The following is a 25,743-nucleotide window of genomic DNA, read 5'->3' as shown; positions in this document are numbered from 1 at the left end:
CGCACCTGCCGCCCGCAACTCGGAGCAGCGGCACTTGAGGCCTTCAGCAGCGTCAGGCGGCGGGGAGCGCGCCGGCCACGACGTCGGCCGCCGACGTGATGGACTGCGCGGTCTCGCTGGAGACCGACCCGTCCTGGACACTGCTCTGGACCGCGCCGCTCAGCTCACCCAGCGCCGCGCGCGCGGCACCGGCATCCTGCTGACGGATGGCCTTGTCGAGCGAGCGCAGGCTCTTGGACGCGTCCTTGCCCGAGGACCCGGACAGCTGCGCACCCTGGACGACGTCGCCCAGCGTCGACGCGGCCGCGGAGGCCGAACCGGTCCAGGTCGGCGCCGGGTCGCTGGGCTCCTCGGTCGGGGTCGACGGCTGCTCGGTCGGGGTCGTCGGCTGCTCGGTCGGGGTCGTCGGCTCCTGCGTCGGGGTCGTCGGGGCACTGGAGGTCGGCCTCTGGGTGGGGGTCTGCGTGACGGTCACCGTCGGGGCCGAGGTCGTCCTCGTGGGGGCGGTCGTGCGGGCGGTGGTGCTCGTCGCCGTGGGGGTCGGGACGGTGGGCGTGTCGGTCGAGGGGCCGGTCCCCCGGAGCACGAACCACCACAGGGCACCGACCGTCGCCGCCAGCAGGAGGAGCATCACCCACAGCGCCCCCATGCCGCGGCGCCGCGGGCGGTCGGGCTCGCCACGGTAGGCCGTGGCCTGCGTGACCGTGCGCGGTGCGGGCTCGGGGGCCCGCACCGCGGGAGGGAGCACGGTGGTGGCGGCCGCCGCGGCTCCGGCGACCGGCAGCACCGTCGTGGAGGGCGCGGCGCCGCGGCGGATGGCAGCGATCCGGCCGGCGACGTCAGCGGCGCTGGCGGGTCGGTCCTGGGGCGACTTGGCCAGCAGCTGGGCGACCAGGTCGTCGACGGCCTGCGGCACCCCGGGGCGGCGCTCGGACGGCAGCGGCGGGGGCGTGCTCAGGTGGTGGTGCAGGATCGACAGAGGGTGCTCGCCCTCGAACGGCGGCTCGCTGGTCAGCAGGGTCATGAGGACGCAGCCGAGGGAGTACAGGTCGCTCTGCGGGGTGGCCGTCCCGCCGGTGGCCTGCTCCGGAGACAGGTATGGCGCGCTGCCGATGACCGTGGCGGTCGCCGTCAGCTGGCTGGTGCGAGCCTGGTCCAGGCGGGCGATCCCGAAGTCCACCATCTTGAGGGTGCCGCGCTCGTCGAGCATGAGGTTGCTGGGCTTGACGTCACGGTGCACGACGCCCGCCCGGTGCGCGGCGCCGAGGGCGGAGGCCACCTCCTGGGTGTAGGCGAGCGCCCGGTCGACCGGGAGCGGCCCCTGGTCGCGGACCAGCTCGTCGAGGCTGGGCCCGCTCAGCAGCTCCATGACGAGATAGGCCGTGTGGCCGTCGACGCCGTTGTCGAAGATCGTGACGATGTTGGGGTGGGACAGCGCCGCGGTGGCGTGGGCCTCCTGCTGGAACCTCTCGGCCGCCACCTCGTCGCCGGTGGCCGCCAGGTCGACCGTCTTGACGGCCACCCGGCGTTGCAGCCGGGTGTCGACGGCAGACCAGACCTGGCCCATCCCGCCGCGGCCGATCTGGCGCTCCAGGCGGTACCGGTTGGCGAGGACGATGTCTCCACTCATGGACGCCATTGTCACGCATGGCCCGGGGCGTGGGCCCCGATCGGCCCGGCGCGCCTGGTCAGAGCGCGAGCAGGGCGCACCCGAGAGCCACCAGCCACGAGGTGAAGCTGCCCAGGAGGAAGTACTCGGTCACGACGTCGATCCGTTGACCCGGCCCGCGCTGGTCCTGCAGCTCGGGGAAGCGCAGGATCCCCTTGGCGGCGATGACGACGGAGGCTGCGGTCGCCTGGCCCGCGAGGGCGAGCCCGACGACGAAGACACGCTCCATCGGGCCCAGCCAGCGCCCGCCGCGCAGGACCCCGGGCTGGCTGTGCGCGCCGGCCGCGTCGAGGACGAGACGCACGACGACGTTGCCGGTGCCGATCTGCGCCAGCATCACGGCGAGGACCATCAGCGCGCGGTCGAGCGGCACCCGGCCGAGCCGGGGCAGGCCGAGCGAGCCCCACCACCGGGCCAGCGGCCCACCGGCGGCGGCGTCGACCCCGGCCAGCGCGAAGAGTGCCACGAGTCCCACCAGGAGGGAGGCGCCGGCCACCAGCCGGTGCCGTCCGGCGCTCCGCAGCAGAGCGGCGGCCGCGGCCGAGGGGTCGTGGGCGCGGTCGTCGCCGTCGCCCTCGCCGTCGCCGTGGTCGCGTGCCCGGAGCCCGCTGCTCACGGCGGCCGCCGACGAGCGGGCCCACACGACGAGCAGCAGCACGATCCCGAGCAGTGCGAGCAGGTGCCAGCCGCCACGCTGCCCGAGCAGGGGCCAGGACAGCACGGCCACGGGGACGGAGACCAGGACTGGCAGCCACGAGGGCCGCCGACCCCCAAGCTCCGCGCCGGGGCGCGCCAGGTCGCCGGCTCCCAGCGCCAGCAGCCACACGGCGAGATAGGTCATGGTGCTCCTCAGCGGTCGCGGGCAGGCTGGGTGAGGATCTCGTGCGCCTCCCTGATGGCTCCGAGGCTCTCTCGCGCCACCAGCTGGGAGACCGCCGACTGCGTGATCCCCTCCTGCTCGGCCACCATTGTCTGCGTGAGGTCTGACATGACCCCCAGGAGCACCCGCAGGGGCCGCGCGTCCAGCCTGGAGACGAGCTCGTCGCGCAGGACCAGCGTGGCGAGGATGGTGGCTGCGGCGCCGGAGGGCCGGTCCGGGTCCTCGACGTACCACGTGCGGCAGGACCGCGTGCCCGCCGAGGCGGCCCGGCGCTCGGCCTCCTCCACGGCCTCTCGGGCGGCCCACCAGGCGCTGCCGTCCTGCAGGGGCGGGACGTGGCCGTGGTCGATCACCTGCACCAGGCCGCGCCCGATGCCACACCTGACGTCGACCTGCGGCAGCGTGTGCAGCCGGACGAGCAGCGAAGCAAGGACGGCGGACCCGACGTCGGCGTACACCCCTTGGAACTCGTCGCTGACCGTCGTGGTGAGCGGCTCGAGCGCGGGCACCACCTGCTCGACCTGGCGGAGCGCGGCGCCGAGGTGCTCGTGCAGGACGCGCCGGTTGCCGGCACGCCGGGACCCGACGACGTCCCCCAGCAGCGCGTAGACCGCGGGGTCGGACGATCCGGAGGAGGTCACGACATCAGAGAATAGCTCATTTCCGACTCAGTATCAGTCATCTGCTGATATCGAGGAGGACATCAGTGGCGCAACCGGCCACCGCTGGGTCACGCGCCTGCAGCGGCTCAGGTCGCCTGGCTCATGCGGGCGGTCTCGCCGACACCGTCGAGCAGCTGGCGGATCTCGCTCTCGCGGTAGCGCCGATGCCCCCCGAGCGTGCGGATCGAGTTGAGCTTGCCCGCCTTGGCCCACCGGGTCACGGTCTTGGGGTCGACCCGGAAGAGCTCGGCGACCTCGGCCGGGGTCAAGAGCTTCTCGCTGTCCTGCTCGCGGTGTGGCATGTGATCTCCCCGCTCTCGACGGAAGGTGCTCCCCCCGTGCAACGACGCCCCCCGGCGCCTCACCACCTGGCCGCTTCCATCTCAGAAGTGACCCTGGGTAGTCGAATCGGGCTACGGGTAGACTCAATTTCCTTCTTAGAATACTACGTATCGTGACATATGCGGGTTCTGTGCATCTCGATACGCCCGTATGGGTGCATCAACGCCCGAACCAACGCGAATCCAGTCAGCCCGGACATCACGTCCCGTGACTGCCCGTGGGCACGCGAGGATGCTCGACTCCACAGATGGCCCTCCCAGCATGTACCGTGTCCCTCACGAAGACACGAGATTCCCGGGGTCGCTCCGCCCGCTACGGCACCAGCCGCAGCCAGCGATGCCACTCCGGCAGACGCGCGAGGGGGTCACGCCATGGGGCGCGGCCGGGCCAAAGCCAAGCAGACCAAGGTTGCCCGGGAGCTGAAGTACTTCTCTCCCGACACCGACCTGAGTGCTCTTGAGCGAGAACTGCACGCATCGACGCAACGGGACACCGGCGAGCCACGCCGTGAACCGGATGACGACGACGGCTACGACGACTACGACCGGTGGTCCGCCGGTGGGCGCTGACCCATCGGGCCCGACCTGCCTCCTCGGCGGGTGGGTGACCCGATGTCGTCAGGTCGTCGCGCCGCCCGACCCCTGACGGGCGGGTCGGCATACCGCACATCGGACGGGGAGGGTGTCACCAGCTGGTGACACCCTCCCCGTCCGTCCGCCGTCCCCGTCTCAGACGCGGCTCCGGACTCGCTCTCAGACCCGGTGGGCGCCGACCAGCTGGACCGATCCCCCGTCGACGCCCTTGGCGCCCCGCACGACCTCGTGCCCGGGGTCTGCCGCGACGTCAGCGGCGTCCGACACCCGACCCATGACCCACGCGGGCAGGTCGCGCTCGCTGCACAGGTCCAGGGCGCGGTCGACCGCCGTCTCGGGAAGCACCGCCACGAAGCCCACCCCCATGTTGAGGGTGCGCTCGAGGTCGGACTGCGGCACCCGGCCGAGCTCCTGGACCAGACCGAAGATCGGCGGCGGCGTCCACGTCGCACGGTCCACGGTGACGAGCACCCCCTGGGGCAGGACCCGCGCGAGGTTGGCGGCGAGCCCACCCCCCGTGACATGGCTCAGCGCGTGGACGTCCACGCCGTCGGCCCGGATCAGCGCGAGCAGGTCGCGGGCATAGACCCTGGTGGGTGTCAGCAGCGACTCGCCCAGGGTGCTGCCGAGCTCGGGGACGTCCCGGTCGTAGTCCCACGACGCGTGGGCGAAGACACGTCGCACCAACGAGTACCCATTGGAGTGAAGTCCCGACGAGGCCAGCCCCAGCACGACGTCGCCCGCCCGCACCCGCTGGGGGCCGAGGACCTCGTCGTGCTCGACGACCCCGGTCGCGGCGCCCGCGCAGTCGTACTCGTCGGGTTCGAGCAGACCGGGGTGCTCGGCGGTCTCCCCGCCGACCAGGGCGACGCCCGCCTGCTCGCACGCGGCCGCGATGCCGGAGACGATGGCGGCGATGCGCTCGGGCACGACCTTGCCGGTGGCGATGTAGTCGGTCATGAAGAGCGGCTCGGCCCCGCACACCACGATGTCGTCGACGACCATGCCGACGAGGTCGAAGCCGATAGTGTCGTGCCGGTCCATGGCTTGCGCGACGGCGACCTTGGTCCCCACCCCGTCGGTCGACGTGGCCAGGACCGGGCGGCGCATCCCGGCGAGCGCCGAGGCGTCGAACATCCCCGCGAACCCGCCGAGCCCGCCGAGCACCTCGGGACGGGTCGCGCGTCGCACCGACGCCTTCATCAGCTCGACGGCCTTGTCGCCGGCCTCCACGTCGACCCCTGCCGACGCGTAGGTGATGGGCTCGCTCACGAGGGACCTTTCGTTGCGGGTGTGCAGGTGGGCCGTCCGGCTCCGGGCAAGACGCGGACGGTCAGGCGTGGGCGGGGTCGAGGACGACCGCCTGGTCGTCGGGGACGCCGAGGGGGTACGTGCCCGAGAAGCACGCGGTGCACAGCTGCTCGCGGGGCTGGTGGGTCGCGGCGATCATGCCGTCCTCGCTGATGTAGCCGAGGCTGTCGGCTCCGACGGACCGCCGAACGCCCTCGACGTCGATACCGGTCGCGATCAGCTCGGCCCGGCTCGCGAAGTCGATGCCGTAGAAGCAGGGCCAGCGCACCGGCGGCGAGGAGATCCGGACGTGGACCTCGGCCGCCCCGGCCTCGCGCAGCATGCGGACCAGCGCCCGCTGGGTGTTGCCGCGCACGATCGAGTCGTCGACCACGATCAGCCGCTTGCCCTTGATGACGTCACGCAGCGGGTTGAGCTTGAGCCGGATGCCGAGCTGCCGGATGGTCTGGGACGGGGCGATGAAGGTGCGGCCGACATAGGCATTCTTGACCAGGCCCTGGCCGTAGGGGATCCCCGACTCCTCCGCGTAGCCGATCGCCGCAGGGGTGCCCGACTCCGGGGACGGCATGACCATGTCCGCCTCGACCGGGTGCTGGCGCGCCAGCTCGCGCCCCATGTCGACCCGCGCCTCGTAGACGCCGCGCCCCGCGATCGTCGTGTCCGGTCGGGCGAGGTAGACGTACTCGAAGACGCAGCCCTTGGGCTCGGGCTCGGCGAAGCGCCGCGTGCGCAGGCCCTGCTCGTCGACGACGACCAGCTCGCCCGGCTCGACCTCGCGCACATAGCTGGCGCCGACGATGTCCAGGGCGGCGGTCTCGGACGCCACGACCCAGCCGCGCTCCAGCCGTCCGATCACCAGCGGCCGGACGCCCTGCGGGTCGCGCGCGGCATACAGGGTGTGCTCGTCCATGAAGACGAAGCAGAAGGCGCCCTTGACCAGGGGCAGCTGCTCCATGGCCGCCTCCTCGAGAGAGACGTCCTCGGCCCGGCTGCCCAGCAGCGAGGTGACGATGGCGGTGTCCGTCGTGTTGCCACGACGCAGCTCCCCGCCCGCCGTGCCGAACCCGTCGACGTGACGGGCGGACAGCAGCCCGCGCAGCTCGGAGGTGTTGATGAGGTTGCCGTTGTGGGCGAGCGCGATCGTGTGGTGGGCCGTGCCGCCCAGCGTGGGCTGGGCGTTCTCCCACTTGCTGGCCCCAGTGGTGGAGTAGCGGGTGTGCCCGATGGCGAGGTGCCCGGTCAGGGACCCGAGGGCGGTCTCGTCGAACACCTGGGACACCAGCCCCATGTCCTTGTAGACGAGGACGCGCTCTCCGTCGGACGTCGCGATCCCCGCCGACTCCTGCCCGCGGTGCTGCAGGGCGTAGAGACCGTAGTAGGTGAGCTTGCCGACCTCCTCGCCGGGCGCCCAGACGCCGAAGACCCCGCAGGAGTCCTGGGGCCCGGTCTCGCCGGGAAGGATGTCGTGATTGAGTCGACCGTCACCTCGTGTCACGGGCCCAGTGTCCCACAGCGCGGTCGACCCGTCGTCGCCTCGGCGTCAGCGCCTCAGCGTCGGCGGTCGAGGAGCACTGCCACCAGGGCGCCGAGGAGGGCACCCAGGCCACCGCCGAGGACGCCGAAGAACATCATGACGCGCCCTATGCCATAGGTCGCCGTCTGGCTGGCGCCGCTCACCGCGACAGGGTCCGGCCGCAGCAGCAGCGCCACCCCGGTCGCCAGCGCGAAGCCGAGAACCGCGCCGACGACGATGAAGCGGGAGAAGATCGGGCGCCGCCCACCCCGCGCCGGGGAGGGGTCGGTGGCGGGGGCCGGCACGGGGTCCTTGCCGGCGTCCGTGCTGACATCAGGGCGGTCGCTCACCGCCGCAGTCTATCCGCGCGCGGCGGCGAGCCCGGTCGCGACGGGGGGCAGCCCGGGGGCCCGCTCGGCGCCGGTGAGCTTGACCTCGCCCGGGACCGCTTCCTCCATCGCAGGCACCTCGTCGCCCCGCCGGGCGCAGAGGCGGTCCGCCTCGGCCACGACCGCGTCGTCCACGTCCGCGGGCAGCTTGCGGGCGAAGGCGGCCGGGGTCCGGGCCGCGAGGGCCAGCTCGTCGAGATCGAGCCAGGTGGGGCTCCACTCGTCGTAGCGGAACCGGGCGAAGGTCGTCGGGCAGTCCATGATCCGCAGCTGCGCGTCGGCCAGCAGCAGGGACTGGATGTAGGACTCGTCGGGGATGCGGACGGTGCGGAAGAAGGTCTGCGTGAGCCGGTCGTCGTGGTGGCGGCGCAGGAGGCTCTCGACGGCGCGACCCGTCAGGGTCACCCACAGCGCCCCCTTGAGGACATCCACCGGGGCGGGGCGCCGCAGCAGCTCGGGACGTCGCAGACCGAGGATCCACCGGGGGTCCCGCCGACCTTGATAGAACATGACGACCGACCGGAAGCGGCGCGCCACGAGGCGCCAGGCGAGCTTGACGACCCGGCGGACCAGCACCGGCCCCACGTGCGGCGGTTCGACGGTCCACCAGCGGTAGTGCCAGTCGTCGGTCATCGGGGGGTAGACGTCGATCAGCGCGTCGACGCCGGCGCGCCGCACCTCGTCCTCCCAGGCGGCGAGGTCGCGGATCGGGTAGTCCTGGCCGGAGAGCAGCACCACGTGCTCGGCGTCGACGGTGCGCCTCACGTGCTCAAGCACCTCGAGAGCCGCCCGGGTCATCGACCAGTCACCCCAGACGATGTCGATGTCGCTGCGGTGCACGGTCGCGCCGAGCGGCTCGAGGTCCTCGCGCGAGACGAGGCCGGGCACGCTGTGCCGCACGACGATGGCGGCGTCGGGACTGAGCTCGCGGATCCGGCCCACGACGCGCAGGATCCCCCCAGGATCGGCGTGGCACATCAGGACGTAGCAGAACCGCGTCGATGTCATGGTCGTTCTCCCCCCCCAGGAAGCGTCCTCCCTCGGACGCCTCAGGACGAGACTAACGGAGCGTCACCTGCCCCGTGAACGGTTGTGCACAGGGAACGCGTCAGACGGTCACCGACGCGTCAGGAGGCGTGCCGCGACCTGCTCGAGGACGGCCGGGTCCCCGGCATATGGCCCGTCTGGTCGCGGCCAATGGGTGATCACGTCGGTGAACCCCAGCTCGGCCACCCGCCCCACCACCTCCTCGAAGCGGTCGACGGACGAGAGGGACAGGTCACCGGACGGGTCGACGTGGACGTAGCGGCGGAAGCCCTGCGGCGGCCCGAGGTCGTCCATCCGCCGCGACAGCTCCTCGAGGCTGCGCCACCAGGCCTCACGGTCGTCGCCGTGGGTTCCGGTCGTGACCCAGGCGTCCCCCAGCGCGACGGCGAGCCGCTGCGACCGTGGGCCGTTGGCGGCCATCACCACCGTGGGGCGGGGGTCCGCGACCGGGAGCGTCCGGGCGTCCCGGCAGGTGAAGTACTCCCCCTCGTGGTCGACGTGGTCCTCGCGCAGCAGCCGGTCGAGCAGGCGGGCGAACTCCTCGAACCGGTCGACCCGCTGACGCACCGTCAGCTCCGGCCCACCCAGCACGCGCGAGTCGAGGTCACCACCGGTGCCGAGACCGAGCAGCAGCCGGCCGTCGCTGACGTCCTGCAACGACTGCACGTCCCGGACGAACGCCGCCGGGTGCCGGAAGTTGGGCGACGCCACGAAGGTGCCGATCCCGACGTGCCGGGTGACCAGGGCGGCGGCCGTCAGGGTCGAGACGGTGCCGTACCACGGCGAGTCCGGCAGACCGCCCCACGTGAGGTGGTCGTAGGTCCACAGGTGGTCGAAACCCATCTCCTCGGCGGCCCGCCAGCGGGGCTCTGCCTCCCTCCAGCGCACCTCCGGCAGGATGGTCAGGCCGATGCGCGGCGTCATACGAGATCCTCCTGGTCGGACGAGGCGCCGGCCGTCCCGGCGCCGGGCGGCAGCGGCAGCAGCGAGGTGAGGTCGGAGCGCTGGCCGCTCGCGCGGACCCGGCCGCCCGAGACCGCGGCCGTCCAGGTCAGGGCCCCGGTCGCCAGCTGCAGCCAGGTGGTCGCGTCGGTCTCGACCGTGCTGGGCGGGGTGCCGCGGGTGTGCACCGGGCCCTCGACGGCCTGGACCGCGCCGTATGGCGGGACGCGCACCTCCAGGGAGCGCCCGGGGTATCGCGCGCCGAGCTCCTCCAGCGTGTATCGCACGGCCGTGGCCACCGTCTGGCGCGGCGCTGCGGGATCGGCCTGCCAGGCGGCGAGCGCCTCGGCGCCCTGGTCGGCGGGGATGCGGCGACGGGTTGGCATGTCACGATGGTGGCATGCGCGCAACGATGATCCATGCAGCCCGTGACATCCGTCTCGAGGAGGCCCCCGCCCCATCGGTCCTGACCCCCACCGACGCCGTGGTCCGGGTCGTCCGGTCCTGCATCTGCGGGTCAGACCTGTGGCCCTACCGCGGCGAGAACCCCACCGACGAGCCCCACCCGATCGGTCACGAGTACGTCGGCGTCGTGGAGGAGGTCGGCGAGGAGGTCAAGAACGTCGCGCCCGGCCAGTTCGTCATCGGCGGGTTCACATACTCCGACAACACCTGTGAGATCTGCCAGGCCGGGGTGCACAGCGCCTGCCTGCACGGTGGGTTCTACGGCTCCAAGGACCGCGCCGGCCTGCCCGTGGGTGGCTGCCAGGCGGAGTACCTCCGCGTCCCGCTCGCCGACGGCACCCTCGTCGCCACCCCCGAGATGCCGTCCGACGACCTGCTGCCGTCGCTGCTCACGCTGTCCGACGTCATGGCCACCGGGTGGCACGCCGCGGTCTCCGCCGACGTCCGCGAGGGCCACACGGCGGTGGTCGTGGGCGACGGCGCCGTCGGTCTGTGCGGGGTGCTGGCCGCCCGCGAGCTCGGCGCCGAGCGCATCATCGCCATGTCCCGCCACGCGTCCCGGCAGGCCATCGCCCGGGAGCTCGGGGCGACCGACGTCGTCGAGGAGCGTGGCGAGGAGGGCGCGGAGCGCGTGCGCGAGCTCACCGGCGGCCTCGGTGCCCACAGCGTCCTGGAGTGCGTCGGCACCGGCGGCTCGATGGAGCAGGCCTTCGCCGCGGCGCGTCCCGGCGGACGCGTGGGGTTCGTCGGGGTGCCGCACGGCGTCGAGCTCCCCGTCGAGCGGATGTTCCGCAAGAACATCTCCCTGGCCGGCGGCATGGCCCCGGTGCGGCGCTACCTCCCCCACCTCGTCTCCTCCGTGCTCGCCGGGCAGATCGCCCCGGGCGCGGTCTTCGACCTGACGCTGCCGCTCGACGACGTCGCCGAGGGCTACCGCGCGATGGACGAGCGCCGCGCGATCAAGGTCATGCTCACGCCGTGACGGCGACCTGCGAGCAGCGGTGAGCGACAACGGCATACGCATCGACTGGGTCGAGGGGCGAGCCGCCGGGCGCGCCGCGACGGTGATGCGCGACGGCCACCCGCAGTCCTTCGTCGACCTCGATGACCCGACCGTCCTGGCGTTCGAGTACGTCCAGCACCTTGCGTGCGTCCTGGACTCCCTCCCGCCCGGTCCGCTGGGCGTGACGCACGTCGGCGGCGCTGGGCTGTCGCTGGCTCGCTACGTCGAGGCCACGCGCCCCGGGTCGCCCCAGATCGTGCTCGAGCCCGACGCCGAGCTCACCGAGGTGGTCCGCCGCGAGCTACCCCTCCCCCGACGGCACCGGATCCGGGTGCGGCCCGTGGACGGCCGGTCGGGGGTGGCAGCCCTGCGGGACGGGTCGGCTGATGTGGTCGTGGTCGACGCGTATGACGGCGGCCGGGTGCCCCCCGAGCTCGGCACCGTGGAGTTCCTGACCGACGTGCGTCGCGTCCTGAGTGCTGACGGGCTCGTCCTGCTGAACCTCGCCGACGAGCCGTCGTGGCGCTATGTCGCGGCCGTGGCCGCCGGGGCGGGGGTGGCGGGGCTCGACCACCAGGCCGTGCTGGCCACTCACGACGTGCTCAAGGGGCGACGCTTCGGCAACTCGGTGCTGGTCGCGGCGGGCTCGACCGCCGACCTCGACCTGGTCGAGCTGCGCCGCCACGTGGCCCGGTCACCGTTCCCCACGGGCATGTGGTCCGGTGCCGAGCTGGCCCGCCGCGCCCGGTCGGCGCGTGCGCTCACCGACGCGCTCGCCGCCGCGGACCCCGACGCCGCCTCGTCCCCGCGGCCTCCGGACCTCGGACGCTGGCGCCTGCGCTGACGGCCTCGGGGCGACCTCACCGCAACGGCACGAACCGGCAGTGGCCGTGCGGACTCGTGCGCAGCTGCCCCGCCTCGAGCACCACCAGCATCATCTGGCCGCGTGCACCACGTCCATGAGACCTACCCTCGCACACGCCGGCGCGCCAGCCGCGACCTGCCGAACCGGCCCGTCCGCCATACCGGTTCGCGGTCAGCCGAGGTGGCTCCGGGCGTTGCGGAACATCCGCAGCCAGGGGCTCGGCTCGTCGACCGGGCCATCGGTCCACGACAGCTGGATGTTGCGCTGCACCCGCTCGGGGTGCGGCATCATCGCGGTGAACCGCCCGTCCGGCGTCGTCACGGCGGTCAGCCCCCCGGGCGACCCGTTGGGGTTGGCCGGGTAGGTCTCGGCCGGCGCGCCGGACCCGTCCAGGTAGCGCATCGCCGGCACCACGTCCGTCGGCGACCCGTGCCGGGAGAAGTCCGCGCGACCCTCGCCGTGCGCCACCGCGATCGGCAGGCGCGACCCGGCCATCCCGGCGAAGAAGATCGACGGGCTGTCGAGCACCTCGACCTGCGAGAGGCGGGCTTCGTACTGCTCGCTGCGGTTGCGCGTCCAGCGGGGCCAGGCCTGCGCCCCGGGGATCAGCTCGGCCAGCTCGCCGAACATCTGGCAGCCGTTGCAGATGCCCAGCCCGATCGTGTCGCCCCGCTCGAAGAACGCGCGGAACTGGTCGGTCAGGCGCGGGTCGAACAGCACCGACCGCGCCCAGCCCGCACCGGCGCCGAGCGTGTCGCCGTAGGAGAAGCCGCCCGCCGCGACGAGGCCCGTGAAGTCCGACAGGTGCGCGCGGCCCGACTGCAGGTCGGTCATGTGCACGTCGTAGGTCTCGAACCCGGCCCGGTCGAACGCGAACGAGGTCTCGACGTGCGAGTTGACCCCCTGCTCGCGCAGCACCGCCACGCGGGGACGCGCTCCGCGCGAGAGGTATGGCGCCGCCACGTCCTCGCCCGGGTCGAAGGCCGGGGCCACCACCAGACCGCACGACTGCGTCCCGAACGCCGCGTGCTCCTCGTCGGCGCAGTCGGGGTTGTCGCGGAGGCGGGCGATGCGCCAGGACACCTCGTCCCACGCCTGCGCGAGGTCGTGCAGGGGCTCGTCGAGCACCTCGTCCTCACCCACGCGCGCGCGGACGCGCCGGTCGTCGGTGGTGCGTCCGACGACGGTCACCAGCTCGGCCAGCCCGTGGTCGGCGAGGACGCGCAGCACGGCGTCCAGGTCGCCCTCCGAGCACTCGAGCAGGGCGCCGAGCTCCTCGGCGAACAGCCCGGCGAGGGACTCCGCCGCGAGCTCCAGGCCCGTGGCTCCGGCGAAGGCCATCTCGCAGGCCGCCGCCCACAGGCCGCCGTCGGAGCGGTCGTGATAGGCGCTGACGAGCCCGCGCGCTCGCAGCGCGCCCAGGGCGGAGGCGAGCGCGAGCAGCCGCGCCGGGTCGTCGAGATCGGGCACCTCCTGCCCGAACGCCCCGCCGACCTGCGCGAGCATCGACCCGCCGAGGCGGTCGCGCCCGGCGCCGAGGTCAACCAGCACCACGAGCGATCCGCCACCAGCCAGCTGCGGGGTCCAGGTGCCGCGGACGTCCTCCATGGAGGCGAAGGCGGTGACCACCAGCGAGACCGGCGAGGTCACCTGCTTGTCGACCGGGTCGGCGCCGCCGGACGCCTCCGAGCGCCCGGACGCGTGCGGTCCCTCGGTCCAGCGGGTCCGCATCGACAGCGAGTCCTTGCCGACGGGCACGCCGATGCCGAGCGCGGGGCACAGCTCCATCGCCACGGCCTCCACGGTGTCGTAGAGCGCGGCGTCCTCGCCCTCCTCGCCGCACGCCGCCATCCAGTTGCAGGACAGCTTGACCCGCGAGAGCTCCACCGGGGCGGCGAGCAGGTTGGTGATGGCCTCGGCGACCGCCATACGGCCTGAGGCGGGGGCGTCGACGGAGGCGAGGGGCATCCGCTCCCCCGTCGCCATCGCCTCCCCGGCGAACCCGACCAGGTCCCCGAGCGTCACCGCGACGTCGGCCACCGGCACCTGCCACGGCCCCACCATCTGGTCGCGGTGCGTGAGCCCGCCGACCGTCCGGTCGCCGATCGTGATCAGGAACCTCTTGCTCGCGACCGAGGGGTGGCGCAGGACGTCGTAGGCCGCCCGCCGCACGTCGACCGCCCCCACGTCGAACGAGTCCCCCTGCCGAACGACGCGACTCACGTCACGCGTCATCCGCGGCGGCTTCCCGAGCAGGACCTCCATGGGCATGTCGATGGCCCGCTCGGAGACGGGCTCCGCCACGTCGTCGCCGAGGCGGTCGTCCGTCAGGCGCAGCTGCCCGTCGTCCGTGGCGACCCCGACCACGGCGTAGGGGCAGCGCTCACGGTCGGCGAGCGACGCCAGCAGGCCGAGCGACGCCGGCGCGATGGCCAGGACGTAGCGCTCCTGGCTCTCGTTGCACCAGATCTCCTTGGGCGCGAGGCCGGTCTCCTCCAGCGGCACCGCGGCGAGGTCGAACCGCGCCCCCAGCCCGGCGCCGTCCACGAGCTCGGGGAAGGCGTTGGACAGGCCGCCGGCCCCCACGTCGTGGATGGCCAGGATCGGGTTGTCCTCGCCCATCGCCCAGCAGTGCGAGATGACCTCCTGCGCCCGCCGCTCGATCTCGGGGTTGCCGCGCTGCACGGAGTCGAAGTCCAGCTCGGCCGCGTTGGCGCCCGCCGCGAGGGAGGAGGCGGCGCCGCCACCCATGCCGATCCGCATCCCCGGACCGCCGACCTGCACCAGCAGGGTCCCCGGGGGGAAGACGACCTTGTCGGTCTGCGAGGCCGAGATCGTCCCGAGCCCGCCGGCACTCATGATCGGCTTGTGATAGCCGCGGCGCACCCCGTCGACGGTCTGCTCGTAGACGCGGAAGAAGCCGCCCAGCGCCGGACGACCGAACTCGTTGTTGAACGCCGCCGCGCCGATCGGGCCCTCGACCATGATCTGCAGCGGGCTCGCGAGGTGGCCGGGGGCGCCGTACGGCGACTGCTCCCACGGCTCGGAGGTGCCCGGCAGGTGCAGGTTGCTGACCGCGAAGCCGGAGAGCCCCGCCTTGGGGGCCGAGCCGCGCCCGGTGGCGCCCTCGTCGCGGATCTCGCCGCCCGCTCCGGTCGCCGCGCCGGGGAACGGCGAGATGGCGGTGGGGTGGTTGTGCGTCTCGACCTTCATCAGGACGTGGACCTCGTCCTCGTATGCCGCGTAGCGCCCCGGCCCGTCCTGCTGCTCCGGCACCCAGCGCGTGCGGCGGCCACCCTCCATCACGGACGCGTTGTCCTTGTAGGCGATGACCGTGCCCTGGCCGTTGGCCTGCTCGGTGTGCCGGATCATCCCGAACAGCGACCGCGGCTGCGGCTCGCCGTCGATGACGAAGTCGGCGTTGAAGATCTTGTGCCGGCAGTGCTCGGAGTTGGCCTGGGCGAACATCATGAGCTCGACGTCGGTCGGGTTGCGGCCCAGCCCCGTGAACGCGTCGACCAGGTAGTCGATCTCGTCGTCGGACAGCGCGAGCCCGAAGCGCCCGTCGGCCTCCACCAGCGCCTCGCGTCCCGCCCCCAGGACGTCGACGTGCTCGAGCGGCTCGGCCTCGCGCTCGGTCGCGAGCAGCGCGGCGTCCTCGCGGCGCAGCAGGACGGTCTCGGTCATCCGGTCGTGGAGGACCGCGGCCGCGGCGGCCCACTGCTCGTCGTCGAGGGCCGGCCCGTGCAGGGAGTACTCGACGACGCGCTCGACCCGGTGCAGGTCCAGGGCACAGCTGTGAGCGATGTCGGTCGCCTTGGACGCCCAGGGGGACACGGTGCCGAGGCGTGGCGCCACGACCACCAGGGTGCCGTGGGTGCCGTGGGCGCCGTCGGCACCCTCCGAGCCGTTCGCCCAGGGCTCGCCATAGGTGAGCAGGCTCTCGAGGGTGGCCCGGTCCTGCGGCGTCAGCTCCTCGGCGCTGGACACCCAGTGCACGAACCGCGCGTCGATCCCGGTGACCTGCGGCACGACGGCCTGCACCCGGGCCAGCAGGGCGGCGGCCCGGAAGTCGGAGAGCGCCCGACCCCCCTCGACGACGGAGAGGACGTGGGCGGGCGACGACATGGAGGCTCCTCGGGGGCGCGGCGATCGAGCGCCCTCAGGCTACCGGCTCGGGGTCAGTCGTCCTCACCGGTGTAGACGCCGGTGCTCGAGGTGTCCGTGGCCCGGGCGAGGTCGACGTCGTGGTGGGTGGTGCGACGCGCCTCGTGCCGTCCAGCACCCTCGGGGATGGGGGCGACGGCGCCGATCCCCGCCTCGTAGGCGTCCCAGTCGTCGTCGTAGTCACCCACCGTGATGGTGGCGCCCTCGGCGTGCACCCCGGCGACCTCGTGGTGCTCGGGGGCCAGCGCCCCGCCCAGCTCACGCGCTCGGGCGAGGAGCTCCGCCGTGACCTCGCCGGGGACGCTCAGCACGAGGCGGCGGCCCTGGCGGATGCGCGTGAACTCGCCGTAGCCCAGCTCGGCCGCCCGCGGCAGGGCGTCGTGGCCCTCGGCGTCCGGCGCGTCGCTGGTGGGCATGACGTTGACGACGATGCGTCCCATGTCGGGGGTCTCCTGGGTCCGGCGGGCGGGTCCCCCCAGGATATCGACGACCCCGTATGCCGTCCTGGCGCCCCCGGCATACCGCTCCGGCGTCTCGATCTGCCCCCCTGTGGAGGAGCGGCTCAGCCGAAGCGGCGCCCCGTCAGCGCCTCGTAGGCCTCGACGTACTTGGCGCGGGTCCGCTCGACCACGTCCTGCGGCAGGGGCGGCGGCGCGTCGCCGGAGTCCTTGTCCCAGCCGGAGGCCGGCGAGGTGAGCCAGTCGCGGACGTACTGCTTGTCGTAGGACTCCTGCCGGGCGCCCGGCTGCCAGGTCGCGGCGGGCCAGAAGCGGGAGGAGTCGGGGGTGAGGACCTCGTCGGCGAGGACCAGCTCGGGCTCGGCGCCCTCGCGCCGGCGCACCCCGAACTCGACCTTGGTGTCGGCGATGAGGATGCCGCGGTCGGCGGCGATCGCGTTGCCACGGGCCAGGATCCGTCGCGTCAGGTCGCCGACCCGGGCCGCGAGACCGCGGCCGATCTCGGCCTCCACCTCGGCATAGGTCATGGGCAGGTCGTGCTCGCCCATCGGCGCCTTGGTGGTGGGGGTGAAGACCGGCTCGGGCAGGGCGGACCCGTCGACCAGGCCCTCGGGCAGGGGGATGCCGCACACCGCGCCGGTGGCGCGGTAGTCCTCGAGGCCGCCGCCGGTGAGGTAGGCGCGGCCGATGCACTCGACGGGCAGCATCTCGAGCCGCTCGCACAGCACCGCCCGCCCGGCCACGGCGGCCGGCACGTCCGTCGACAGGACGTGGTCGGGCACGACGTCGGCGAGCTGCTCGAACCACCACAGGCTCAGCTGGGTCAGGACCGCGCCCTTGTCGGGGATGGGGGTCTCGAGGACGTGGTCGTAGGCCGAGAGCCGGTCGCTGGCCACCAGCAGGAGCTGGTCGGTGCGTGCCTCACCGGTCGCCGGGTCGAGCGGGGCATAGAGGTCGCGCACCTTGCCGGAGTAGACGTGGGCGTAGCCGGGGAGCTCGAGCGTGGGTGCCACAACAGGCCTCTCGTGGGTGGGTCTCAGACGACGACCTCGCCGCGCTGGGCGGCGAGGGCGATGTCGGTGCGGTGGTGCGATCCGGGCAGGTCGATCCGGTCGACGGCCGCGTAGGCGCGCACGCGGGCCTCGGCCAGGTCGGCGCCGAGCGCCACGACCGACAGCACGCGTCCCCCGGCGGAGACGAGCAGGCCGGCGTCGTCGAGGCGGGTGCCGGCGTGCAGGACGTAGGCCTCCGTCTCCTCCTCGAGACCGCTGATGGGGCCGCCCGTGACCGGGTCGGCGGGGTAGCCCTCGGACGCGACCACCACGGTCACCGCGTGCTCGTCGCGCCACTGCAGGTCGGGCTGCTCGTCGAGCCGCCCCGTGGCGGCGGCGCGCAGCAGGGCGCCCAGCGGGCTGGCCAGGCGGGCCAGCACGACCTGGGTCTCGGGGTCGCCGAAGCGGGCGTTGAACTCCACCACGCGCGGTCCCCGAGACGTGAGGGCGAGCCCGACGTAGAGGACGCCGACGAACGGCGCCCCGCGGCGCGCCATCTCGTCGATCGTCGGCTGCGCGACCCGCGCCACGACGTCCTCGACCAGCCCGGCCGGGGCCCAGTCGAGCGGCGAGTAGGCGCCCATGCCACCGGTGTTGGGGCCGCTGTCGCCGTCGCCCACGCGCTTGAAGTCCTGGGCCGGGGCCAGCGGGACGACCGTCTCGCCGTCGCAGAGGCAGAAGAGCGAGACCTCGGGCCCGTCGAGGAACTCCTCCACGACCACCTGCCCGCCAGGCTTGTCCAGACAGACCTTTGCGTGCGCCAAGGCGGCGGCCCGGTCGTCGGCGACCACGACCCCCTTGCCGGCCGCGAGGCCGTCGTCCTTGACCACGTATGGCGTCCCGAACCCGTCGATGGCGGCCGCCACCTCGTCGACGGTGGTGCACACGTGGGCCATCGCGGTGGGGACGCCCGCAGCCGCCATGACCTCCTTGGCGAAGGCCTTGGAGCCCTCCAGCCGGGCCGCCTCGGCCGAGGGACCGAAGCACGCGATGCCCCGCTCCCGCACGACGTCCGCCACGCCCGCCACGAGCGGCGCCTCCGGACCGACGACGACGAGGTCGACGCCCAGCTCCTCGGCCAGGTCGGCGATCCCGGCCCCGTCGGTGATCCCGCCCGGCAGGTCGCGGCAGAGCGCCACCTGGTCGATGCCGGGGTTGCCGGGAGCGGCGACGACCGCCTCGACGGTGGGGTCCTGGGTCAGCGCGTGGACGATGGCGTGCTCACGGGCACCGGTGCCGATGACGAGTACCTTCACGCGCTCAACCCTAGTAGGTCCCTGCTGAGGGCGACGCTGCCCGCAGGCCAGGGCGTCGGGACGCCGTCAGCCCCTCCGGCATGCGCCCAGGAGTAGGTCCGCAACGAGGTCAAGGTCGTCCATCGAGATGTCAGCATCTCCAGACTGTCTCAGAGCGCGCAGCGACTGGGCACGCCGACGGACGAACCACAGGTCCACGTGCAGCGCGACGTCCGCAGAGACACGCTGCGAGAGATCTGCCAGCCCGGCCCTGACCAGGGGACCTGACCCGGCATCCAGGGCAAGCCGCACGATGTCCATCAGGTCCGTCGCCTGCTTCTCCGCAGACCGGTTCATGATGGCTTGCAGCTTCATGGCCACGAGCGGCCCCGGCTGCGAGACGCGGGCGACCACGACGACCGGAGGCCCGTCCGAGGGGATCGCCTCGAGCATCAGCGGCGTGGCGGTGTCGTTGGCCCACGCGTGCGCCGAAGCGTGCCGATCTCAACACCTCGAGGTGCGGCGCATCGCGAGACCCTCGGTCGACGATGTCCAGGTCCACCGTGGCTCGATACGGACGAGCCAGGCGCGAGAGGACCGCCAACCCCCCGACGACCACCGGGGGCTCCCCGAGGAGATGGGTGACCTCGCGCACCCCGTGCACCACGGTCGTCATGGCGTCGCCGAAGAAGACGACCCGGTCACCAGACACGCGTGAACTCCTCTGCCGGGTCCCAGTGCTCGAGGACCTCGCGTCCCCGCCCAGCGTCCTTGGCCAGGTCCAGAGCGACGAAGAGAGGATGCGCGAGCGGCCAAGGCCCCCCAGAGCCCGCTGGCGTTCTCAGCGTCACCACGGAGGGCACGGGCGCCAGGCGCAGCGTGATCCGAGCCTCGTTCCCTGACGGTGCCGCGCCAAGGAGCCTCTCGGCCCTGCGCAGGGTGATCTCGTCGGGCACGTAGCAGTCAGGCACCTGGTCGCGCCTCGCCGCCACTGGAGCCCCGTAGGCAGCGGCGGCCAGGGTGCCGGTCAAGGCCCACCCTGGCGAGCCCGGACCCGCCCCGTGGTCGAACAGCCCCATTCGTAGTGCGTCGGCCTGCACCGGGTCAGCCAGGTCGGGGGCGCGAACGAAGGAAAACGTGGCGCTCGGCCATCGTGGCACCAAGGCCCAGAACAGCTCGGTGCCAAGGGGGCGATTGTCCTGGCCGATCAAGCCATCTCCCCGCAGGAGCGCGAGAAGGTGCGAGACGGTGCCCGCAGACCTGCCGAGCTCCCGCCCCAGCTCGCGCACACCGCGGCGCCGGGCCGGGTCGAGCAGAAGGGTGGCCGCGATCTCAGCACCCGCCCGACCGGCCAGCGCATCCGACCTGGCCGCAGTCGTTCGCACCGGCTCGATGTCGGCGGTGACGAACAACCCCGGGGCCCGTAGCGACAGCCGCCCGCGCCGGTCCAGGTATCCGGCATGAGCGGCATCCAGCACGGAGCGTGCACCCTGCGTGACCCGATCGGCATCCAGCATGAGCGTGGCGTCGCCACCGTCTCGGGCGTCGAGCAGCCGTCGGGCAACCTCGTCCGTGACCAGGCTCCTCCTTACGACCTCTACCCGCAGCGCCACCCCGTCCGGGTCGACAAGCACGGACGCGCCCTCGAGACCCGCGGCGGGGACCCCCGCTTGAGCCATCGCATCTGCCACCACCCTGGCGTCTGACATAGATCCACCGTCCGCCCTGTTCGACGTTCTGTCAATATCGAACGGTGAACATCTGTTGTTCACACCTACGTGGTCCGGCAACGGGCGGACGCGACTAGAGTGGATGGTTCCGTGGTCGCGCCCCCGCGACCCGCACCGACGCGAGATCAGCAGGTGAGAGCACACGTGACGGATGCCGAGCAGACCCCCGCCACCCCGGCGGAGGAGGCCCTGCGCGCCGAGCTGGCGGTCGAGCAGGAGCACGTCGACCGCGTCTACACCGAGCTCGAGCGGGCGTCCGTGCGGGCCCGGCTGCTGGAGACCGAGGGGCTGAGCCGCGGGCGCACCGACCGGGTCGGAGACGTCCGTGACGAGGAGGCGTCCGCGCTCTTCGAGCGGGACGCCCTGATGTTCAACGCCGCTCGCCGCCGCGCCTCGCTCGACAGCCAGCACGAGGGCCTGGTCTTCGGCCGGCTCGACATCGATCACCCCACCGGCCCCGGCGAGGGACGCGAGGTCCGCTATGTCGGACGGCTCGGCGTGCGCGACGAGGAGTACGAGCCGCTCGTCATCGACTGGCGCGCCCCGGCCGCCGCCCCCTTCTACCGCTCCACCCCCGTCGAGCCCATGGGTGTCCTGCGCCGCCGCGTGCTGCGGTGCCGCGGCCCGCGGGTGATCGGCGTGGAGGACGACCTCATGGTGCCCGAGGCGCCGGACGACATCGTCGTGATCGGCGACGGGGCGCTGATGGCCGCCCTCACCCGCTCGCGCGGCGCCCGCATGCGCGACATCGTCGCGACGATCCAGCAGCACCAGGACGAGGCCATCCGCGCCAAGGCCTCGGGGGTCACCGAGATCACCGGCGGCCCGGGCACCGGCAAGACCGTCGTCGCGCTGCACCGCGCGGCCTACCTCCTCTACTCCGACCGTCGCCGCTTCGAGAGCGGCGGGGTGCTCGTCGTGGGCCCGAGCGCCGCCTACACGGCCTACATCGAGCGCGTGCTGCCGTCGCTCGGTGAGGACTCGGTCTCCCTGCGGGCGCTCGGCGACCTCGTCGACGGCATGTCGACCGACCGCGTCGACTCCCCCGCCGCGGCGGCGATCAAGGGCTCCCTGCGCATGCGCTCGGTCCTCGCCCGCGCCGCTCGCGGCCGGGACCCGTTGGCCCCCACGGAGTTCCGCGCCATGATCTCCGGCCACCCCGTCCGCCTCGACGCCAGCGCGCTCGACCGCGTCCGCCGCCGGGTCCTGCGCCACCAGCGCCGCAACGGCTCGTGGGACGCCGCCGGTGAGGCCCTCGGCGAGGCCGCCTGGGCCACCGTGCACGGCGGGGACCGCGAGGAGTTCTTCGACGCCTACGACGACCACCTGGAGGTCGACGCCTTCCTGCGCGAGTGGTGGCGTCCCGTCGACCCTCGCGAGGTCCTGCTCTGGCTGGCCGACCCCGAGGTCCTGGCCCGGCACGCGCGCGGGATCCTGTCTGACACCGAGCAGGCGGAGGTCGTCGCCTCGATGCAGGTCGCGCTCCGCACCGGCACCTGGTCGGTGGCCGACGTCGCCCTCGTCGACGACGTCGCGGCCCGCCTCGGCCCGGTCGTCGAGCTCGAGCAGGAGGAGCGCGGCTTCTACGAGATCGAGGAGCTGGACGCCACCGAGCGCCACGGCGTGCAGGAGGTCGTCGTCGGCCGTCAGCGCCTGGCCGCCGTCGAGCCCCGCGCCGAGCTCGCGCCCGCCACGGCTCGCGAGCGCCTGCTGTCCGGGCGGATCGGCGACGTCGACGAGTACGCCCACGTCCTCGTCGACGAGGCCCAGGACGTCTCCCCCATGCAGTGGCGATCCCTCGGGCGACGCGGGCGCTGGGGATCCTGGACCGTGGTCGGCGACGCCGCCCAGGCGTCGTGGCCCGACCCCGTCGAGGCGGCCGCGGCCCGCGAGGAGGCCTGGGGCGGCAAGGAGCCCGCGCGCTTCCACATGACGACCAACTACCGCAACGCCGCCGAGATCTTCGACTACGCCTCCCGCGTCATCCGCGCCGCGGTGCCGGACGCCGACATCCCGCAGGCCGTCCGCGAGACCGGCGTCGACCCGGTCGAGCTCGACGTCCCCCGCGCCGAGCTCGCCGAGCAGGTCGTCGCCGTGGCCGGGGGCCTCCTCGACGAGGTCGACGGCCTGGTGACGGTCATCCTGCCGGCGTCCTGGGACGGGCTGCGCCCGGCGCTGGAGCCGCTGGGCGACCGCGTCGTCGCGATCGACCCGCTGTCCACCAAGGGCCTGGAGTACGACGCGACGGTGGTCGTCGACCCGGACGCGATCGTGGCCGAGACCGCGGGCGGCATACGGACCCTGTATGTCGTGCTGACGCGTGCAGCCCACCGCATGACGGTGATCCGCCCCGACACACGCTGAGACGGGGCTACCCGCTCCCGGGGTGACAGGACAGACTCAGGCCCCATGAGCGAGCAGGACCACCGGTCGACCGAGACGGCGGGCGACGACCCGGTCCTCGCGGCCTACCGCCAGAGCATCGACAACATCGACGCCGCCCTGATCCACATGCTGGCCGAGCGGTTCAAGGTCACGCAGAAGGTCGGGGAGTACAAGGCGACCGCGGAGCTGCCGCCGGCCGACCCGTCCCGCGAGGAGCGTCAGATCGCGCGCCTGCGCCGCCTCGCCGAGGCCGCCGAGCTGGACCCGGAGTTCAGCGAGAAGTTCCTGCGCTTCGTGATCGACGAGGTCATCCACCACCACGAGCGGATCCGCGAGCGCGAGCACCGCGACCGCTGAGCCCCCGCCGACCAGTCGCGGCCGATCAGTCGCGGCCGATCAGTCGCGGCCGAGCAGGTCGTGACGCACGACCACCTCGTCGCGACCCGGCCCGACGCCGATCACCGAGACGCGCGCGCCGACCTGCTGCTCGACGAACTCCACGTAGCGGCGGGCGTTCTCGGGCAGCTCGTCGAAGCTGCGGCAGCCGGTGATGTCCTCCTGCCAGCCGGGCAGGACCTCGTAGACCGGTGTGGCGTGGTGGAAGTCGCTCTGCGACACCGGCATCTCGTCGACGCGCTCGCCGTTGATCTCGTAGGCCACGCACACCGGGATCTCGGCGAAGCTGTCGAGGTTGTCGAGCTTGGTGATGACGAAGTCGGTGACGCCGTTGATGCGCGTGGCGTAGCGCCCGATGACGACGTCGAGCCAGCCGATGCGCCGCGGACGGCCCGTGGTCGTGCCGAACTCGTGCCCGATCTCGCGCAGCCGGTCGCCGACCTCGTCGTGCAGCTCGGTCGGGAAGGGCCCCTCGCCCACGCGCGTGGTGAAGGCCTTGAGGATCGCGATGACCCGGTCGATGCGGGTCGGCGGGATGCCCGCGCCGGTGCACGCTCCGCCCGCGGTCGCGTTGGAGGACGTGACGTAGGGGTAGGTGCCGTGGTCGACGTCGAGCAGGGTCGCCTGGCCCGCCTCGCAGAGCACGACCTTGCCGGCGTCCAGCGCCTCGGAGATCTCCAGCGAGGTGTCGGCGACCATGGGCCGCAGCCGGTCGACGTACGAGAGGAGCTCCTGCACGACCTCCTCGGCCTCGATGGCCCGGCGGTTGTAGAGCTTGGTGAGCACCTGGTTCTTGGAGACCAGCGCGGCCTCGACCTTCTGCCGCAGGATCGACTCGTCGAAGAGGTCCTGGACGCGGATGCCGACGCGGTTCATCTTGTCGGCGTAGGTCGGGCCGATGCCCCGGCCGGTGGTGCCGATCTTGCGCTTGCCGAGGAAGCGCTCGCCGACCTTGTCCATCGTCGTGTTGTAGGACGCGATGACGTGGGCGTTGGCGCTGATCCGCAGGCGGGAGGTGTCCAGGCCGCGCGCCTCGAGGCCGTCGAGCTCCTCCATCAGCACGGACAGGTCGACGACGACGCCGTTGCCGATCACCGGCGTGACGCCGGGGGTGAGGATGCCCGAGGGCAGCAGGTGCAGGGCGTACTTCTCGCCGTCGATCACCACCGTGTGGCCGGCGTTGTTGCCGCCGTTGAACTTCACGACGTAGTCGATCTCGGAGCCGAGCAGGTCAGTCGCCTTGCCCTTGCCCTCGTCGCCCCACTGCGCCCCGACCAGCACGATGCCTGGCATGTCAGATAGTCGCCTTCCCTGCTTCAGGTCCGCACGAGACAGGCGCCCGTGCCCCCCGAGTTTACGCGACCGGCCTGTTCAGGGACGTTGCCGACCCGGTATGCCGCCGCTCCCGGCCGCCCGCCGGGCCACCGCCATGCCGAGCTGGAACCGCGTCTCGACGCCCGCCTCGTCCATGAGCAGCGCCACGCGTCGGCGCACCGTCCGCAGGGACACCCCCAGGTGGCGCGCGATCACCTCGTCCTTGTGCCCGGCGGCCAGGAGGGTGAGCAGCCGGCGGGTGTCGCCGTCGTCGGCCGCGGCGTCCGGCGGAGGCTGGCCGGCCTCCCACGCGAGGTCGAAGAGCCGCTGGAACGCGGCGACCAGCATGGGGTCCCGCACCTTGACGTAGTCCGCCTCCAGGCTCCCCCAGTCCGTCGTGGCGAGCACGAGGTCGTCGCCGAAGACGACGAACTCGCTGAGCGGCTCGCGCACGAGTCGCTGCTCCTCCCCCACCTTCGCGAACCGCGCCATCCACATCCGGGAGGACGCCGACGCGATGGCGGCCATGGGATACAGCGAGCGCATCGACCGGCCCGACTCGATGGTGCGGCGGGACAGGTCGAGGACCTGCTCGATCCCGTCCGGGCTCCAGTCGGCGGTGATGGCCGACGAGCGGATCACGCCCGTCGTGGTCTGGATGCCCTCCAGCACGACGCCCGTCATGAGGTCCGCGGGTACGACCTCCCAGGTGGGGCGGCGGACGCCGGATCGCGCACCGGTGTGGTCCACCGCGAAGTGCGCGATGGCGTTGCGGGTGCGCTCGAGGTTGCCCTGGCGCCGGCGCACGTCGTGCAGGCCCGACTCCACGAGCCTGCCGATGGCGGCGCGAGGGTCGTCGGCGTCCAGCATCCCGTCGGCCGTCTCGGTGACCAGTCCCCGGTCGACCAGGTGCGCCGCCGCCGACCGGACCGCGTCCTCCGACCACCCGAGCCGGCCCGCCAGCTCGTCGACGCTGACGGGGGCGCTGCGGAGTACTCGTCGGTAGAGCCGCTCGGCATCGCGATCGATGTCCAGGGAGCTGAGGAAAGAGGTCATCGCACCTGCTCAGGAAGGGTGTTACAGATTCTTCCTGGCAGGTTAGTGCCATTGGCCGAAAAGCGACACCCGAGCACGCTGCGTTGCGACATACTGGGGACAACGCGAACGAACAACACGCGATGTGACTGAGCACCACGTCGTGATCGATCGCGGACACGAGGCCACGCGCTTGATGGCGGCGCAAGCCTCACAGGGGGAACAGGTGCCGGGGCAGGGGATGCCCCGGCACCACCCATGTCCAGACCGTATGACGAGAGCGCGCCCTC

Annotated in this window: 23 protein-coding genes; 5 read left to right on the top strand and 18 right to left on the bottom strand. The window is 73.0% G+C overall.

Going from position 1 to position 25,743, the window contains the following annotated elements:
* Window positions 1–52: 52 nt before the first annotated feature.
* From B2P18_RS16785 to B2P18_RS16770, 4 genes are all read right to left on the bottom strand, one after another.
* On the bottom strand, window positions 53–1,630 hold the full coding sequence (locus tag B2P18_RS16785; RefSeq protein ID WP_286960134.1) for a protein kinase domain-containing protein: 1,578 nt from the start codon (window positions 1,628–1,630) through the stop codon (window positions 53–55).
* 58 nt (window positions 1,631–1,688) lie between these two features.
* Window positions 1,689–2,510, bottom strand: coding sequence for a hypothetical protein (locus B2P18_RS16780; RefSeq protein WP_029210777.1), 822 nt, complete (start codon window positions 2,508–2,510; stop codon window positions 1,689–1,691).
* 8 nt (window positions 2,511–2,518) lie between these two features.
* Entirely contained in the window at window positions 2,519–3,190 is a 672-nt protein-coding gene (locus B2P18_RS16775; protein WP_051274012.1) for a SatD family protein, read from the bottom strand.
* A 107-nt stretch (window positions 3,191–3,297) separates the two neighbouring features.
* Window positions 3,298–3,513 carry a BldC family transcriptional regulator gene (locus B2P18_RS16770; protein ID WP_019284958.1) on the bottom strand — a complete coding sequence of 72 codons (216 nt, stop codon included), beginning with the start codon at window positions 3,511–3,513 and terminating at the stop codon, window positions 3,298–3,300.
* A 411-nt stretch (window positions 3,514–3,924) separates the two neighbouring features.
* Here B2P18_RS16770 and B2P18_RS16765 point away from each other — a divergent pair, with 411 nt between their 5' ends.
* The gene (locus B2P18_RS16765) at window positions 3,925–4,122 is read left to right on the top strand and encodes a DUF3073 domain-containing protein (protein WP_019284959.1); all 198 of its coding nucleotides are present in this window, start codon (window positions 3,925–3,927) and stop codon (window positions 4,120–4,122) included.
* A gap of 183 nt (window positions 4,123–4,305) precedes the next feature.
* On the opposite strand, the gene purM is transcribed toward B2P18_RS16765, so the two are convergent.
* The 6 genes from purM to B2P18_RS16735 all read right to left on the bottom strand — a co-directional run bounded on the left by purM (window position 4,306) and on the right by B2P18_RS16735 (window position 9,734).
* Window positions 4,306–5,418: a phosphoribosylformylglycinamidine cyclo-ligase gene (gene purM, locus B2P18_RS16760; protein ID WP_029210780.1), complete on the bottom strand. Its 1,113-nt coding sequence runs from the start codon at window positions 5,416–5,418 to the stop codon at window positions 4,306–4,308.
* A 61-nt stretch (window positions 5,419–5,479) separates the two neighbouring features.
* Window positions 5,480–6,952: an amidophosphoribosyltransferase gene (gene purF / locus B2P18_RS16755; RefSeq protein ID WP_029210781.1), complete on the bottom strand. Its 1,473-nt coding sequence runs from the start codon at window positions 6,950–6,952 to the stop codon at window positions 5,480–5,482.
* Between the two features lie 53 nt (window positions 6,953–7,005).
* A complete protein-coding gene (locus B2P18_RS16750; RefSeq protein ID WP_029210782.1) occupies window positions 7,006–7,320 on the bottom strand; it encodes a hypothetical protein in 315 nt (104 codons plus the stop codon).
* A gap of 9 nt (window positions 7,321–7,329) precedes the next feature.
* Window positions 7,330–8,367 (bottom strand): beta-1,6-N-acetylglucosaminyltransferase, encoded by a 1,038-nt coding sequence (locus B2P18_RS16745; RefSeq protein WP_286961663.1) that lies wholly within the window; start codon window positions 8,365–8,367, stop codon window positions 7,330–7,332.
* Between the two features lie 108 nt (window positions 8,368–8,475).
* Entirely contained in the window at window positions 8,476–9,330 is an 855-nt protein-coding gene (locus B2P18_RS16740; RefSeq protein ID WP_029210784.1) for an LLM class flavin-dependent oxidoreductase, read from the bottom strand.
* Window positions 9,327–9,734, bottom strand: coding sequence for a sterol carrier family protein (locus tag B2P18_RS16735; protein WP_286961661.1), 408 nt, complete (start codon window positions 9,732–9,734; stop codon window positions 9,327–9,329). Before B2P18_RS16735 ends, B2P18_RS16740 begins: the two co-directional genes overlap by 4 nt.
* A 14-nt stretch (window positions 9,735–9,748) precedes the next feature.
* Between B2P18_RS16735 and B2P18_RS16730 the strand changes: the two genes are divergently transcribed.
* Window positions 9,749–10,795: a zinc-dependent alcohol dehydrogenase family protein gene (locus B2P18_RS16730; RefSeq protein ID WP_029210785.1), complete on the top strand. Its 1,047-nt coding sequence runs from the start codon at window positions 9,749–9,751 to the stop codon at window positions 10,793–10,795.
* Between the two features lie 19 nt (window positions 10,796–10,814).
* The gene (locus B2P18_RS16725; RefSeq protein ID WP_286961659.1) at window positions 10,815–11,660 is read left to right on the top strand and encodes a spermidine synthase; all 846 of its coding nucleotides are present in this window, start codon (window positions 10,815–10,817) and stop codon (window positions 11,658–11,660) included.
* 192 nt (window positions 11,661–11,852) lie between these two features.
* On the opposite strand, the gene purL is transcribed toward B2P18_RS16725, so the two are convergent.
* From purL to B2P18_RS16695, 6 genes are all read right to left on the bottom strand, one after another.
* The gene (gene purL / locus B2P18_RS16720) at window positions 11,853–15,809 is read right to left on the bottom strand and encodes a phosphoribosylformylglycinamidine synthase (protein ID WP_286961657.1); all 3,957 of its coding nucleotides are present in this window, start codon (window positions 15,807–15,809) and stop codon (window positions 11,853–11,855) included.
* Between the two features lie 53 nt (window positions 15,810–15,862).
* Window positions 15,863–16,288, bottom strand: coding sequence for a hypothetical protein (locus B2P18_RS16715; RefSeq protein WP_019284968.1), 426 nt, complete (start codon window positions 16,286–16,288; stop codon window positions 15,863–15,865).
* Window positions 16,289–16,410: 122 nt separating this feature from the next.
* Window positions 16,411–17,319: a phosphoribosylaminoimidazolesuccinocarboxamide synthase gene (locus B2P18_RS16710; RefSeq protein ID WP_239261286.1), complete on the bottom strand. Its 909-nt coding sequence runs from the start codon at window positions 17,317–17,319 to the stop codon at window positions 16,411–16,413.
* A gap of 23 nt (window positions 17,320–17,342) precedes the next feature.
* Window positions 17,343–18,614 carry a phosphoribosylamine--glycine ligase gene (gene purD, locus B2P18_RS16705; protein WP_029210788.1) on the bottom strand — a complete coding sequence of 424 codons (1,272 nt, stop codon included), beginning with the start codon at window positions 18,612–18,614 and terminating at the stop codon, window positions 17,343–17,345.
* Window positions 18,615–18,680: 66 nt separating this feature from the next.
* Window positions 18,681–19,046 (bottom strand): hypothetical protein, encoded by a 366-nt coding sequence (locus B2P18_RS16700; RefSeq protein ID WP_051274013.1) that lies wholly within the window; start codon window positions 19,044–19,046, stop codon window positions 18,681–18,683.
* A 248-nt stretch (window positions 19,047–19,294) separates the two neighbouring features.
* The gene (locus B2P18_RS16695) at window positions 19,295–20,227 is read right to left on the bottom strand and encodes a transcriptional regulator (RefSeq protein WP_239261279.1); all 933 of its coding nucleotides are present in this window, start codon (window positions 20,225–20,227) and stop codon (window positions 19,295–19,297) included.
* Window positions 20,228–20,467: 240 nt separating this feature from the next.
* On the opposite strand from B2P18_RS16695, the gene B2P18_RS16690 reads away from it, so the two are divergent.
* Window positions 20,468–22,687 (top strand): HelD family protein, encoded by a 2,220-nt coding sequence (locus tag B2P18_RS16690; protein ID WP_286961655.1) that lies wholly within the window; start codon window positions 20,468–20,470, stop codon window positions 22,685–22,687.
* Between the two features lie 45 nt (window positions 22,688–22,732).
* Complete coding sequence (locus tag B2P18_RS16685; protein ID WP_019284974.1) at window positions 22,733–23,065, top strand: chorismate mutase; 333 nt, start codon at window positions 22,733–22,735, stop codon at window positions 23,063–23,065.
* Window positions 23,066–23,104: 39 nt separating this feature from the next.
* Here B2P18_RS16685 and B2P18_RS16680 read toward each other — a convergent pair whose 3' ends face one another.
* Both B2P18_RS16680 and B2P18_RS16675 read right to left on the bottom strand, forming a co-directional pair.
* Window positions 23,105–24,397 carry an adenylosuccinate synthase gene (locus B2P18_RS16680; RefSeq protein WP_029210791.1) on the bottom strand — a complete coding sequence of 431 codons (1,293 nt, stop codon included), beginning with the start codon at window positions 24,395–24,397 and terminating at the stop codon, window positions 23,105–23,107.
* A gap of 78 nt (window positions 24,398–24,475) precedes the next feature.
* A complete protein-coding gene (locus tag B2P18_RS16675) occupies window positions 24,476–25,474 on the bottom strand; it encodes a helix-turn-helix domain-containing protein (RefSeq protein ID WP_029210792.1) in 999 nt (332 codons plus the stop codon).
* Window positions 25,475–25,743 lie beyond the last annotated feature (269 nt).

Source organism: Arsenicicoccus sp. UBA2120 (genome assembly GCF_002330965.1).
Classification (GTDB): Bacteria; Actinomycetota; Actinomycetes; order Actinomycetales; family Dermatophilaceae; genus Arsenicicoccus; species Arsenicicoccus bolidensis.
The sequence above is the reverse complement of the archived record's forward strand: the minus strand, read 5'-3'. Positions and strand labels throughout refer to the sequence as shown.